Annotated in this window: 11 protein-coding genes; 2 read left to right on the top strand and 9 right to left on the bottom strand. The window is 68.7% G+C overall.

From position 1 onward, the window contains the following. Positions 1-6: 6 nt before the first annotated feature. The 9 genes from D7Y61_RS20950 to D7Y61_RS20990 all read right to left on the bottom strand — a co-directional run bounded on the left by D7Y61_RS20950 (position 7) and on the right by D7Y61_RS20990 (position 11,094). A complete protein-coding gene (locus D7Y61_RS20950) occupies positions 7-765 on the bottom strand; it encodes a 2,3-dihydro-2,3-dihydroxybenzoate dehydrogenase (protein ID WP_180869083.1) in 759 nt (252 codons plus the stop codon). Then, the gene (locus tag D7Y61_RS20955) at positions 756-4,646 is read right to left on the bottom strand and encodes an enterobactin synthase subunit F (RefSeq protein ID WP_180869085.1); all 3,891 of its coding nucleotides are present in this window, start codon (positions 4,644-4,646) and stop codon (positions 756-758) included. Before D7Y61_RS20955 ends, D7Y61_RS20950 begins: the two co-directional genes overlap by 10 nt. Beyond that, on the bottom strand, positions 4,643-4,900 hold the full coding sequence (locus D7Y61_RS20960) for a phosphopantetheine-binding protein (protein ID WP_180869086.1): 258 nt from the start codon (positions 4,898-4,900) through the stop codon (positions 4,643-4,645). The genes D7Y61_RS20955 and D7Y61_RS20960 overlap by 4 nt, the downstream gene beginning before the upstream one ends. Continuing rightward, positions 4,900-5,532, bottom strand: coding sequence for an isochorismatase family protein (locus D7Y61_RS20965; RefSeq protein ID WP_180869088.1), 633 nt, complete (start codon positions 5,530-5,532; stop codon positions 4,900-4,902). Before D7Y61_RS20965 ends, D7Y61_RS20960 begins: the two co-directional genes overlap by 1 nt. Beyond that, on the bottom strand, positions 5,532-7,184 hold the full coding sequence (locus D7Y61_RS20970) for a (2,3-dihydroxybenzoyl)adenylate synthase (RefSeq protein ID WP_180869090.1): 1,653 nt from the start codon (positions 7,182-7,184) through the stop codon (positions 5,532-5,534). Before D7Y61_RS20970 ends, D7Y61_RS20965 begins: the two co-directional genes overlap by 1 nt. After that, entirely contained in the window at positions 7,181-8,374 is a 1,194-nt protein-coding gene (locus tag D7Y61_RS20975) for an isochorismate synthase (protein ID WP_180869092.1), read from the bottom strand. Before D7Y61_RS20975 ends, D7Y61_RS20970 begins: the two co-directional genes overlap by 4 nt. Further along, complete coding sequence (locus D7Y61_RS20980) at positions 8,371-9,567, bottom strand: MFS transporter (protein WP_180869094.1); 1,197 nt, start codon at positions 9,565-9,567, stop codon at positions 8,371-8,373. Before D7Y61_RS20980 ends, D7Y61_RS20975 begins: the two co-directional genes overlap by 4 nt. 154 nt (positions 9,568-9,721) lie before the next feature. Beyond that, the gene (locus tag D7Y61_RS20985) at positions 9,722-10,033 is read right to left on the bottom strand and encodes a DUF3817 domain-containing protein (protein WP_049401317.1); all 312 of its coding nucleotides are present in this window, start codon (positions 10,031-10,033) and stop codon (positions 9,722-9,724) included. Positions 10,034-10,158: 125 nt separating this feature from the next. After that, on the bottom strand, positions 10,159-11,094 hold the full coding sequence (locus D7Y61_RS20990; protein ID WP_180869096.1) for a TIGR03571 family LLM class oxidoreductase: 936 nt from the start codon (positions 11,092-11,094) through the stop codon (positions 10,159-10,161). 66 nt (positions 11,095-11,160) lie between these two features. On the opposite strand from D7Y61_RS20990, the gene D7Y61_RS20995 reads away from it, so the two are divergent. Continuing rightward, the gene (locus D7Y61_RS20995) at positions 11,161-11,610 is read left to right on the top strand and encodes a GNAT family N-acetyltransferase (RefSeq protein WP_065723495.1); all 450 of its coding nucleotides are present in this window, start codon (positions 11,161-11,163) and stop codon (positions 11,608-11,610) included. A gap of 119 nt (positions 11,611-11,729) precedes the next feature. Further along, positions 11,730-13,250, top strand: coding sequence for a thioredoxin family protein (locus D7Y61_RS21000; protein ID WP_180869098.1), 1,521 nt, complete (start codon positions 11,730-11,732; stop codon positions 13,248-13,250). Positions 13,251-13,488 lie beyond the last annotated feature (238 nt).

The raw sequence follows: 13,488 nt of genomic DNA on the forward strand, positions 1-13,488 counted from the left end.
AGAAGCTCAGGCGCGCAGGGTGGCGCCGCCGTCCACATACAGGTCGCTCATCGCCACGTGCCCGGCCTGCTCGGAGAGCAGGAACATCACCGAGTGCGCGATGTCCTCTGGGGTGGCCAGTTTGCGCAGGGGAATGCCTGCCTTGTAGGTCTCCAGATTGCCGGCGATCACCCGCTCTGCGCCATGCTCGTCCTGCCACATGCCGGTCTGCATCGGGGTCAGCGTTGAACCCGGGGCGACGATGTTGCAGCGGATGCCCAGCGGCGCCAACTCCAGCCCGAGGCAGCGGGTGAACATCGTGGCGGCTGCCTTGGACGCGGCGTAGGCCGCCATGCCGTGCCGCGGCACGCCGGCGGCATTCGAACTGACGGTGACGATCGCGCCCTGACCCCGCGGTGACATCACCCGCGCCAGCGCACGCCCGACATGGAACACGCCATCCGCATTGACCGCGAATACCCGGCGCCAATCTGCATCTGTGGTCTCCGCAACAGCTCCCACATGCAGAACACCCGCCACGCTTGCGGCTAGGCCGATCGGCCCAATGCTGGCTTCCACACGATCCACCAGGACATCCACCGCCGCGCTGTCGGTCACATCGAGGGCAAAGGCCTGTACACGCTCACTCACTGCCCCGGGCGCCTCGCGATCGGTCGCCACCACCGTGCAGCCAGCCTCAGCCAGCAATCGCACCAATGCCTCGCCGATGCCGCCGGCGGCGCCGGTCACCAGTGCCACGCGACCTTCAAAGCCGGTCAACTGCATGTTGCGATCTCCTGTTGCTCATCCCAGTGGCGCAGGCGCGCCGACAGCCACGGCGCCAGCTGCGCCACCGCATCGCGTCCGGTCAGCTCGGCGTGCAGGAACGGCAGTTCCAGTGCCTGCACCCTGCGCGCGTGCGTGCGCCACAACGCCGACTGCAGCTGCGGCCGCGCCTGATGATCCCGGCCAGCGCGCACGTGCACCAGCGTGCCGTCGAAGGGTTGATGGATGTGTTCGCGGATCAACCGGTTGGTGCCGGTCACCGCACGCACCACGCCATCGAGCACTACATCCGGCAGGCTGCCGAGCGCACTGCCGCCGCGGCGCAGAAACGCGAGAATGCGTTCACGGCTGTCCAGTTCCGGATGTGCGTCCGGGTCGTGGCCGGCAATTGCCAGCAGTGCGCGCAATGCGGCGATGGCATCGGGCTCCGGCTCGGCCCGCCAGCACTCGCTGGGATAGGCGTCCAGCAGCACCAGTTCGCCGACCTCGCGCCCGATCTCATGCAACCGCACCGCCATCGCTTGGGCGAGAATGCCACCCACCGACCAGCCCAGCAGGTGCACCGGCCCCTTCGATTGCAGCGTGACCACCCGCTGCACATAGTCATTGGCCATGGCTTCGATGCTGGACGGCAACGGCCGCTTCGGATCCAGCGCGGGCGACTGCAGGCCATATACCGGGCGTGCCGGCTGCAGGGCGCGCGCCAGCGTCCGGTAGTTCCAGGCGATGCCACCGGCCGGGTGCAGCACGAACAACGGAGTGGGTCCGTCAGCATCAGTGGCAGCCAACGAGATCACCGGGCCCAACGCGTGGTCGGCCAGCGCCGGCGGCTCGGCAATGCGCGTCGCCAACGCGGCCACGGTCGGCTGCGCGAACAAAGCGCCCAGGCCAAGGTCACAGCGCCAGCGCTGCTCGATCGCGAGCAGCAGGTGCACCGCGGACAGCGAGTCGCCGCCGAGGCTGAAGAAGTCCGCATCCACCGCCACGGGCGCATCGCGGCCCAGCGCCTGGGCGAACAGCACGGCCAGCTCCTGCTCCAGCGGCGTGCGCGGCGCCAGTCCGGCAATCTCGTTCTGCGGCGGCTTCGGCAAGGCGTTGCGGTCGAGCTTGCCGTTCGCGGTCACCGGCCAGTGATCCACGCCAACAAATGCCGAGGGCACCATGTAGTCCGGCACGCGCGTGGCCAGGTGGCTGCGCAGCATCACGGCATCGGAAAGCGCCGCTGGCACATAGGCCACCAGCCGCGCATCGCCCGGCGTGTCCTGGCGCAGCAGCACTTCCACGCGCTCCATGCCCGGCAGCTCGCGCAGTGCCGCCTCGATCTCGCCCAGCTCGATGCGCAGGCCGCGCAGTTTCACCTGATGGTCGCTGCGGCCAAGGTATTCGACCGCACCATCGGGGCGCCAGCGCGCCACGTCGCCGGTGCGGTAGATCCGCTCGTCCGGCAGGAAGGGATCGGCCAGGAAGCGCTCGGCGGTCAGATCATCGCGGCCGAGGTAGCCACGTGCCAGCTGCACGCCGCCCAGGTACAGGTCGCCGGCCACACCGACCGGCACCGGCTGCATCCGCGCGTCCAGCACGTACAGGCGGGTGTTCCAGACCGGGAAGCCGATCGGTACCGGCTGTGAGCGGTCCTGCGCAGAGGCCGGCCAGTAGCTCACGTCCACGGCCGCTTCGGTCGGGCCATACAGGTTGTGCAGTTCGGCCTGCACGCGCCCATGGAAACGATCACGCAGCGATGCGTCCAGCGCCTCGCCACTGGTGAACACGCGGCGCAGCTGCAGGCCTTCGGAGGCGTGCGCGGCAAGGAACGCGTCGAGCATCGACGGCACGAAATGTGCGGTGGTGATGTCGTGGGCACGCACAAGCCGTGCCAGCTCGGTCGGATCACGATGCGCGTCCGGACCCGCCACCACCAGCGTCGCGCCGCACAGCAGCGGCAGGAAGAATTCCCAGACCGAGACATCGAACGTGGCCGGGGTCTTCTGCAGAACACGGTCATCGGAACGGACGCCGTAGTGCTCGCGCATCCACAGCAGGCGATTGACGATGGCACGGTGCTCGATGACCACGCCCTTCGGCTCGCCGGTCGAACCGGAGGTATAGATCACATAGGCTGCATCGCTGGGCGCCGGATCGGCCCACGGTGCTGCGAAACTCAGCGCGGTCCATTGGTCGGGGGCAAGCACCGGCACACCGTCCATGCGCGCCGATACCTCTGCCGCAGCCAGTACGCACGCCGGCTGCGCCGAGGCGAGAATACGCGCGAGGCGCTCATCGGGATGGGCAAGGTCCAGCGGCAGGTAGGCGGCACCCGCACGCAGCACCGCCACCAGCGCGATCACCAGTTCCAGCGAGCGCGGCAATGCCACCGCCACCACACTGCCCGGACCGACCGCCATCGCGCGCAGTTGTGCCGCCAGCGCGAAACTCCGCGCTTCCAGCGTTGCGTAGTCCAGCGTGGTGTCGCGGAACACCAGCGCAGGCGCGTGCGGATCACGGTCCATGCCCTGCTGCAGCAGTTCAACCAACGTAGTCTGTGGCAGCGCATGCGCGGTGGCATTGAAACCATGCACCACCTGCTGCGCTTCTGCGACGGTGGCCAGCGGCACCGCCGCGATGTCTCCGGCCTCCAGCGCCGCCGATACGAAATGCAGCAACCGGGTCGCGTGCGCCTCGACATCCTCCCGACTGTACAACGCGGGATTGGCTTCGATCTCCAGATCCAGCAGGTGCTGGCCGTCGCCACGGAAGCCCAGCGTCAGATCATCCACGGGCCCGGTGCACAGCACCTCCAGCGTCGCCCGCACGCCGTTCAGTGCCAGTGGCTTGTAGAACGGCTGCACATTCACCAGCGGACCGTGCAGGCGCTGCTGGGCGCCCACCAGGCCCAGGTCGCGGCGCAACTGCTCGCCACGGTAGCGGCCGTGCTTGCGGCCCTGGCTGAGCTGCCGGCCCAATGCCCGGGTAAACGCCTCGACACTGCCCTCGCCGGCCGCCACCCGCAGCGGCAGCACATTCATCACCATCGCCGGCACCCGCGCCGATGCGTTGCCGAGCCGCCCCATGTAGGGCACCCCCAGCACCACTTCATCGGCGGCGCTCATCCGCCGCAGGTACTCGGCCGACAACGCGGCCAGCACATCCGGCCAGGGCTGCAGCCAACCTGCCGATACCTGCAGCAGGCGATCGCGGAACACTGCGTCAAGCGGCTGTACCCAGCGCAGCGCGTCGCTGCTGGCCGCGAGCGTGCCGGCCAGGCCTACGCCTGCCGGTGCGCCCTGCATGTACTCACGCCACCACTGCCCGGCCTGCACGCGGCGTGGATCGGCACGGTAGGCGGCATCATCCGCCAGCATGCCCGCCAGCCCCGGCAGTGGCTCACCCGTACGGCCGGCATACAACCCGCACACCCGATCAGTGAACAGCGCCATGCCGTACCCGTCGGCCGCCAGATGATGCACGCGCAGGTACCAGACCCAGCGCTTTCCGCCCAGTTCGAACAACACCTGCTGGCTGATCCGGTCGCGGGTCGGATCGACCGCGCTCAGCCGGTCGGCCTGCATCAGGCTGCGGGCCGCAGCGGCGGGATCCGCCTCGGCGGAAACATCACGCACCGAAAGCCGCGGCACGTGCGCCGGGTCATGCCACTGCAACGGCTGGCCGTCAGCCCCCTCGGCAAAGCGCAGTGCCAAGGCCTGGGCCTCACCCGCAGCCTGGTCCGCCGCGGCGACGAACGCGGCCACATCCAGCGGACCGTCGATCCACACCGCATGTGCGGTATTGAACGACGGATTGTCCGGTGCCAGCCGCTGCGCGAACCACAGTCCGGCCTGGGCCTCGGTCAGTGCCACCGGCGTGGCCAGCACAGCGACGTTCATGCGTTCTGCGCGGCCTGCAGCGCCTGCACCACACCCCACCACTGGCGCAGCGTGGTGTGTTCGGCCAGCTGCGAGAACTCCAGCGGCAACCCGGTGTTGCCCCAGGCCAGGACCAGGCCGAGCATGCGCATCGAGTCCAGGTCCAGGTCGATCAGGTTGTCGTCGTCACCGATCTCGGCCGGCGTGCACTCCAGCACGCGCGCAACGTCGGTACGCATCCGCTCCAGATCCAGCGCATCACCCGTGGCAGCCATCACAGCACCTCCACCAACTGATCGGTGGTCATCGGCACGCCACAGGTGCGTGCGATCCAGTGCAGCGCCTGATCGTGATCGGCACGCGAAAAGTCCGCCACCGCATCGGCGGCGATGAAGGCCTCGATGTCACGCTGGAACGCCTCCACCACGGTCGCAGTGCAGCCGATATGCGCGTACACACCGGTCACAAGCAGCTGGTCGCGGCCACGCACCCGCATCAGCGTCTCCAGGTTGCTGCGCTGGAACGCGCTGTAGCGGTGCTTCACCAGCACGTGCTCCCCCGGCTGTGGTGCCAGCGCCTCGATGATCGGCTCGTGGTCGGCACTTCGGCGCATGCCCGGCCCCCACAGGTCGGCCTGCAGGCCACGGTCGCGGCGGTCCTGGTCGCCATGCTGGGCGGTGTAGAACACCGGAATGCCGTGCGCGCGGCAATGCGCCAGCAGGCGTGCGATGTTGTCCACGGCCGGCCGCAGCGGTGCATTGCCGGCGTCGAATGCGGCCAGGAAGTAACGCTGCATGTCGTGCACCAGCAGCGCGACACGATCGCGCTGCGGGCGCCACGGTCCACGCGCCTGCGGCAGTTCGGCGGCGGTCGGCAAGGGATAGTCGGTGATACGGGGCAGCGCCATCAGCGCGTTCCTCCTGTCTGTTGCAGATGACGCGCGCGCAGCTGCGCGCGCAGTTCGCGGCGGCTGATCTTGCCGACCGCAGTGGTATCGAAACTGTCGACGAACACGACCTGGTCGGGCACCTTGAATGCGGCCAGGCCGCGCCCGCGCATCCAGGCTTTCAGTGCCGGGGCCTTGAACGGTTCGCCCTGCGGGATCACGAAGGCGCAGCTGCGCTCGCCCAGGTACTCGTCGGGAATGGAGACCACGGCCGCATCGAACACGCCTGGATGTGCCAGCAGGTGGTCCTCGATCTCCTCGGCGGAGATCTTCTCGCCGGCGCGGTTGATGTGGTCACCCGCACGGCCCTGTACCACCAGGTAGCCACCGGGCAGCTGCTGCACACGGTCGCCGGTACGGTAGAAGCCGTCGTCGGTGAACGAGCGCGCATTGGCCACCGCATCGTTGTGGTAGCCGCGGATGGTGTAAGGGCCGCGCGTCAGCAGATGCCCCACCTCGCCTTCGGCCACCGGCTGGTCATGGTCATCGACCACGCGCACTTCGTCGTCCGGGCTGATCGGCCGGCCCTGGCAGGCCACGATCAGTTCCTCCGGATCGTCCAGGCGGGTGTAGTTCACCAGCCCCTCGGCCATGCCGAATACCTGCTGCAGGGCGCAGCCGAGGCCGTCGATCACCCGCCGCGCGGCTTCCGGCACCAGTTTGGCGCCGCCTACCTGCAGTACCTGCAGGCTGGACAGGTCGTGCCTGCTGGTGGCGGCCGCCTGGGCCCACAGCAACGCCAACGGTGGCACCAGCCCACAGCAGGTCACCCGCTCCCGCGCGATCAGCGGGAAGGCTGCATCCGGGCCGGGGCCCGGGCTGAGCACCACGCGGGCACCCGCGTACAAGGCGCCGAAGAAACCCGGCGAACTCATCGGGAAATTGTGTGCGGCCGGCAGCGCGACCATATAGACACTGTCGCGGTCGATGCCGCAGATCGCATTGCTGGCGCGGAACGAATAAATGTAATCGTCGTGCGTGCGTGGAATAAGCTTGGACAGCCCGGTACTGCCACCGGAAATCTGCAGGAACGCCACCGACTGCGGATCCGGGTCGGCCGGCAGCTCGCTGCGATCGCCCTGCAGCGCCTCCAGCGCGGTGAACTCCGCCGCATCGCCGTCGATGACCACGTGGCGCAGTGCCGGCACCTCGGCCTGCAGCGCCCGCGCCAGCCCGCGATGATCGAAGCCATCGTGCAGGTCGGCAGTGATGTAGGCACTGGCCTCGGCCTTGTTGGCGAAGTGCACCAGTTCGGTGATGCGATGCGCCGGCAACGCATATACCGGCACCAGACCCGCACGGAACAGTCCGCATACGGTGGTGATGAATCCGGCGGTGTTGCCCAGCTGCACCAGCACCCGCTCACCGGGCTGCAGGCCGAGTGCCAGCAGTCCGGAACCGATGCGACCGGCTTCGTGCCACAGCTGCGCGTAGCTCAGGCGGACATCGCCGGCGACCACCGCGATGTCATCCGCATAGCGTTCCGCGCGCTCGCGCAGGAACGCCGGGAAGGTCTCGCCCCGCCAGTGGCCGGCCTCGCGATAGCGCGCCATCAGTTCATCAGGCCACACCTGCTGCAGTGGCAGGCGGGAGGAATCAGTGGAGGTAGTCATGCGGCAGGCTCGATGACGGGCGCGGATTCCTGGACACCCAGCGCGTTCAACAGGGCAGCGAACTTCGCCGCGGTTTCGGCCACCTCGGCCTCGGGTTCCGAGTCGGCGACGATGCCGGCACCTGCATACAGGCGCAGCTGCGTGCCCTGCAGGCGTGCGCAGCGGATCGCCACGTACCAGTCGCCGTCACCCTGCGCATCCAGCCAGCCCACGGCGCCGGCGTAGAAGCCGCGCGGCACCGGTTCCAGTTCGCGGATGCGCTGCAGTGCCGCCAGCCGCGGCGTACCGCAGACCGCCGGCGTGGGGTGCAGCTGTGCCAGCAGTTCGGCGGCAGACGTCTGCGGATCCTTCAGGGTGGCGTGGATGCGGGTGCCCAGATGCCACATGCTGGCGGTGGCATGCAGCACCGGCCGAGGCTGTGCATCGATGTGGCTGCAGTACGGTGCCAGGCCCTCGACGATGGCGTCCACCACATGGCGATGCTCGTCATGGTCCTTGGTCGAGGCCAGCAGCGCCTGCGCGGCACGCTCGTCCTCGGCAGCATCGGCGCTGCGGCGTGCTGACCCGGCGAGCGGATGCGACAGCAGTTCGGCACCGCGCTTGCGCAGCAGCAGTTCCGGGGTTGCCCCCACCAGCCAGGCCGGGGCCTGCCCCAGTTCGACCGGCAGCGGCACCGCATAGGTGGCCACCGAAGGGTCCGCGCCCAGCCGTGCCAGCAGTACATCCGGCGAAAGCGCCTGGCGGGTGCGTGCCAACAGGCTGCGCGCCAGCACCACCTTGTGCAGGTTCTGCTCGGGCGCACGCAGGACCTGCACCGCCGCGGCAACCGCTGACGCATAGTCCTGCGGCACAGGCTCGGCCCGCAGGGCGCCGTCCAGCGGCGGTGCGGCCTGCGGTTGCAATGCCAGCGCAGGCAACAGGCGCTCGGGTTGGTACAACGCATCGTCCGCACGCGGTTCGAACGGCACCGCGCCAACCAACAGGCCCGGACCACCGCGCTGCTGGGCAAAGAACTCCGAAACGCGCTCTGCCAGCGTCGCCAGTGCACCGACCGGCAGCGCGGCGCGGCACCCGCGTGCGTGCACGTGCTGGCCCGCATGCTGCAGCAGGAACAGCGACGCGTCGTCGGTGCTCTCCAGCGGCACCGTCGCTGCTTCCGGCCACGCCCCCTGCATCAGGGAATCGTTCATGGGGTCTCCTTCATCCGATACGCTGCGGCCAGCGCGCACAGCAACAGCAGCAGCACACCGACCAGCAGGTAAGGCAGGCTGTGCCCGCCGCGATACAACAACGTGCCGAGCATCGGCCCGGCCACCATGCCCAATCCCTGTGCGGCAGCGACGGTGCCAGCGGCAGCCCCCTGCTCGTGCGCGTCCACCGCGTCAGCGGCCAGCGCCTGGAACGAGGGGAACACGAAGCCCATGCCGAGCGCTGCCAGCGCGTAGGCAGCTGGCAACTGCCAGGGCTGCTGCACGCCTGCCACCGAGGCAAAGCCGATGCCGGAAATCAGGGCGCCGATGACGATCCAGCGGCGCGGGTGCACGTCAAGCTTCATCACCAGCGCCTGCGCCAGGATCAGGCCGACACCGACGGCTGTCAGCGCGATGCCCGCCATGCGTGCGCCGGCAGCCGCATCCAGGCCCAGGCGATCGATCGCGAAGAAGCCCACCGTGACCTGTGCGATGGTCACCGAGATCATCGCAATGAACGCTGCCAGCTGCGGCAGGCGCAGGCGCGGGTCGAGGCGACTCATCGGCGCGCGACGCTGTGCATTGCTGGCCGCCACCGGGGGCGTGGCCGGCAGTCGCCAGGCCAGCAGGACCAGCGCCACCAACGGCAGCAGGGCGGCCACGTACAGCGCCAGCGACAGATTCGTATAGGCCAGCCACCCAGCGGCAGCCGGGCCCAGCACCATCCCCAATGCATTTGCGCTACCCAGCCGCGCGAGGAAGCTGGCACGCTGTCCCGTTGGCGCCTTGTCGGCGATCAGCGCCGCAGCGGTGGGCGGCACCGCTGCGTAGAACAGGCCGATCAGGCCACGCGCCCCCACCAGCACCAGTACCGATACCAGCACCGGCGGCACCGCCTGCAGGGCAACGTCGATGAACACTGCCAGCGCGATGTACACAACGGTGTAGGCGCTCATCGCCAGCATCAACACGCGCTTGCGGCCGATGCGATCGCTGAGCTGGCCCCACGGGCGCGCGGCCAGCATCCACAACACGCCTGCAGCGGTAACCGACAGGCCGGCATGCCACTCGGACAGGCCGAGCATGCGGACCACCGGACCGATCACCGCGACGAAGGACATCATCGCCATGGTGCCGATCAGGGCAGCCAACACCAGCGCCGGCAAGCCGGGAACGACGGGACGTGCGTGCATGAAACACCAGCCGTAACAGGAAAGGATGGCCGGGCGCGTCTGTACGCCCCCGCCCGGCATCAGTCCTGCTCAGGGCCCGATGCCATCCTTAAATGATAACGGCTCGTATTTGCATTTGATACCCATTCTCTTGAATGGTCATGCAACAGTGGGTTCAGCGCATTGCACGCAGGCCCAGCAGACCACGGCGCTTGAACCACCACTCCAGCGGCAGCGTCACCAGCGGCGGGATCGCTGCCAGCAGGGCCAGGGCACTGGCCCACCACGGCCAACGCAGGCGTACTGCCGCGAACAGCGTCACCGCCACGTAGACCAGGAACGCCACGCCGTGCAGGGGGCCGAACAGCTTGACCAGCGCAACGTTGGCCATCGGGCCGTACTTCATCCACATGCCGATGAGCAGGCCGGCCCAGGTCACGGCCTCGATGAAAGCGACCACCGCGAACAGGCGTCCAGTCGGGTGCATGGGGGAACGTTGGGTCACGCGGAGCTCCGGCATCGGGGTATCAAATGCGAATGATACGCAGATGCGAACCCCATGTAGAGTCGAGCCGTGCTCGACTGCTGGAACGTGTCCACCAGGGTGGGCACCTACCGGAGCACATCCGGCATAACCTGCTCGCCGATCTCGCGCAGCACCGCGTCCATCGGCCGTCCGTTGTCGACCAGGTTGAACATCACATGTGCCACGCCCTGCGCATGCACGCGCCGCAGATAGTCACGCAGACCATCGCGGCCGACCTTCAGGCCCAGCGGCAATGGCTCGGCTGGCGCCTGGGGATCCGCCTGCAGGTCCAGCAGCATCGACTGCACGAACGGCTTGCCTGGCCCGCCGCGCTGCGCCAGTGCCTGCCGCCACAGGCCGATGCGTCCTTCCTGCGCAACCTCCTCGCGGTGATAGGTGGCCCAGCCTTCGGCCTCACGCGCGATCCATTGCAGGCTCTGTCGCGCAGTACCCACCACCAGCATCGGAATGCGCGTTGCCGGCGCCGGCAGCACGTCGAAGCCGCCGGTCGCCTGCAGTACAGCGGTCCTTTCATCGGCCTCTGGTGACAACGCTGCGCGCAACAACGTCCAGCGCTCACGGAACGCCGCCGCCCTGCCCTCCAGATCCTCGCCGAACGCGGCAAATTCTTCCGGGCGGTCACCCGAACCCAGCCCGAGCACGAAGCGCCCGCCACTGATCCGGTCCAGGCTCAGCGCCGACTTCGCCACCTGCAACGGCTGCCGCAGCGGCAGCACAATGGCTGCACTGCCGACCACGATGCGCTCGGTCGCGGCAGCCAGCATGCCCAGCCACAGGAACGGGTCATCCAGCGCGCTCGCTGTCGCATCCGGGCCCTGTGGCACCATCAATGGCACGTCGCGCGTCCATAGCGCGGCAAAGCCAAGATCATCGGCCAGCCGTGCGATCCGCCTGGCTTCATGCGGATCGGCCAGCCCATGTGCGGCGACAGGCGTCATCAGGCCCAGGCTCAGACCCTGTTGCGGAAACAAGGCAGCGTAAGCAGGATTGAAATCACTCATGCCGCCAGCTTAGCGCGCAGGCCTGCGGCGACGATGACGCGCCGCCCACCACTGGAAGAACACTGCATGCCGACGATCCGCCCTGCCCACGTCGATGACCTGCCCGCGATCAGCGCGGTGTGCCTGGCTGCGTTCACTGCAGCGGTGGCGCCTTCGCTCAGCGCTGCCGGTATCGCCACCTTCGGCAGTGTCGCAGCAGCCGACGCATTTGGTGCGCGCCTGCAGGGTGACAACCACATCCTGGTGGCCGAACAGGATGCGCGCGTGGTCGGCGTGGTCGAACTGAAGGAGGGCCGGCACCTGGCAATGCTGTTCGTCGATCCCGCCTGCCAGGGCCAGGGCATCGGCCATGCCTTGTTCGAAGCCGTGCTGCCGCAGGTACGCGAGCCGGTACTGACGGTGCGCGCCTCGCTCAATGCAGTGCCTACCTACCTGCGCTATGGCTTTGTGCTGGATGGCGAGGTCGGCGAGATCAACGGGCTGGTGTACCAGCAGATGGTGCGGGCAGCGGCCTGAAGGCATCCGCCCGGCAATGCCCGGTGGGCGTCATGCCCTGCGGCACGCCTGTCATAAGCAAACTGAATCAGCAGGCTCCCCGGCGGTTCCTACAATGACCTGTCACCCTGCCCTTCGAGATGCTGCCGATGCGCGTCGCGCTTTCCGTGTTGCTGCTGGCTTCGGCGCTGAGCGCCTGCACCCCGGCCCCGGTATCCACCGCCAACTCCGCCGAGGCACCCGCGCCGGCGTCCGCCATCGCCTGGCGCCAGGGCGATGTGGACGATGCCTTCGCCGAAGCCGCCGACAGCGGCAAGCCGGTGCTGCTGTACTGGGGTGCGGTCTGGTGCCCGCCGTGCAACCAGCTCAAGGCGGGCCTGTTCAAGGACCCGGCCTTCATCGCGCTGACCAGCAAATTCGTTCCCGTCTACCTGGATGGCGACGAGGAAGGTGCGCAGGCCTGGGGCGAACGCTTCGGCGTACGCGGCTATCCGACCCTGATCGTGCTGGACCCACAGCGCAACGAAATCACCCGCGTGGCCGGTGGCAATGACGCCACCGAACTGACCCGGGCACTGACCGTCGCCGCTGGCCGCCGCAGTGCTGTTGCGGCCACCTTGGCCACCGCGCTGGCAACGCCGGACCGGCTGGCCGCCGAAGACTGGCAGGTGCTGGGCGACTACGGCTGGGAAGTGGACGCCAACCGCCTGGCCGGCGAGCGCAGGAGCCAGGATGTGCTGCGCCAGTTGTCCAGGGCGGCACCCGACGCCGCCCTGCAGCGCCGTTTCGCCCTGCTGGCTCTGGCCACAGCCGAAAAGCCCGATACCTCGCCCACCGAAGTGCGCGAGCTGCTGCAGGCCGTACTGGCACAACCGGCGGAAGTGCGCCGCAACCGTGAGTTGCTCGGCTATGCAGGTGTGCAGCTGGTCAAGCAGGCCAGTGCCGGCCCGGCCACCAGCAACACGCTCGGACAGCAGCTGCTGGTCGCACTGGAGCGTGCCGACGCCGAGCGCGGTGACCGCGCCGACGACGCGTTGTCGCGTGCGCTGACCGAAGTATCGCTGGCCCGCCAGCAGCAGCCCAAGGACGCATTGCCCGCGGCGCTGGTCGAGCGGGTCAAGCAGCGCGTGGCCGCTGCCGATGCCGCCGCCACCGATGCGCATGCACGCCAGGCCACGATCAGCAGCGCGGTGTACGCATTGCGCGAGGTAGGTGACGACGCGGGTGCCGAGGCACTGTTGCTGGCCGAGCTGAAGCGCAGCGAGCAGCCGTACTACTACATGCCCGAGCTGGCCGAACTGGCCGAGCAGCGCGGCGACACCGCCGGCGCGCTGGAGTGGTTGAAGCGCGCCTACGATGGTGCACAGGGCCCGGCCACCCGCGTGCAATGGGGTGTGCTGTACGTGGAAGGCCTGCTGAAGCTGGCGCCGGACGATGCACCGCGCATCGAGCAGGCGACCGCGTCGCTGATCGCCGAGCTGGAGGCGCAGCCGTCGGGTTACCACCAGCGTACCCGCCAGCGTTTCGAGCGCCTGGCCGGGCAGTTGAAGACGTGGAGCGGCAAGCACCAGGGTGCGGAGACGCTGGCACGGCTGCAGCAGCGGATGCAGCAGGCGTGCGGTGACCAGGTGGATGGCGCGTGCAAGGACTGGTTGAGTTGAGTTGATGAAAGCGCTGGCGGCGGGTTCGCCTGCCGGCGCTTTTGTTGATCCGTGTGGGHGGGGGCGGGGGCCGCTGGCCAGGACACGCAAAAGCCCCTCCATGGTGCTCGATGGCGCCATCCTTGGCGCCAACGGTCCTGTCCAGCGGCCCCCGCCCCCTCCTGACAGTTTCCTGCGAGCGCGGGCAGCGCATCAGCGCGCCGGTGAGGGTTCGGAAAGCGGGTTCTGGTAGTGSCGG

Origin of the sequence: Stenotrophomonas maltophilia, from assembly GCF_013464485.1 — a bacterium.
In the GTDB taxonomy this organism is placed as follows: Bacteria; Pseudomonadota; Gammaproteobacteria; order Xanthomonadales; family Xanthomonadaceae; genus Stenotrophomonas; species Stenotrophomonas maltophilia_AW.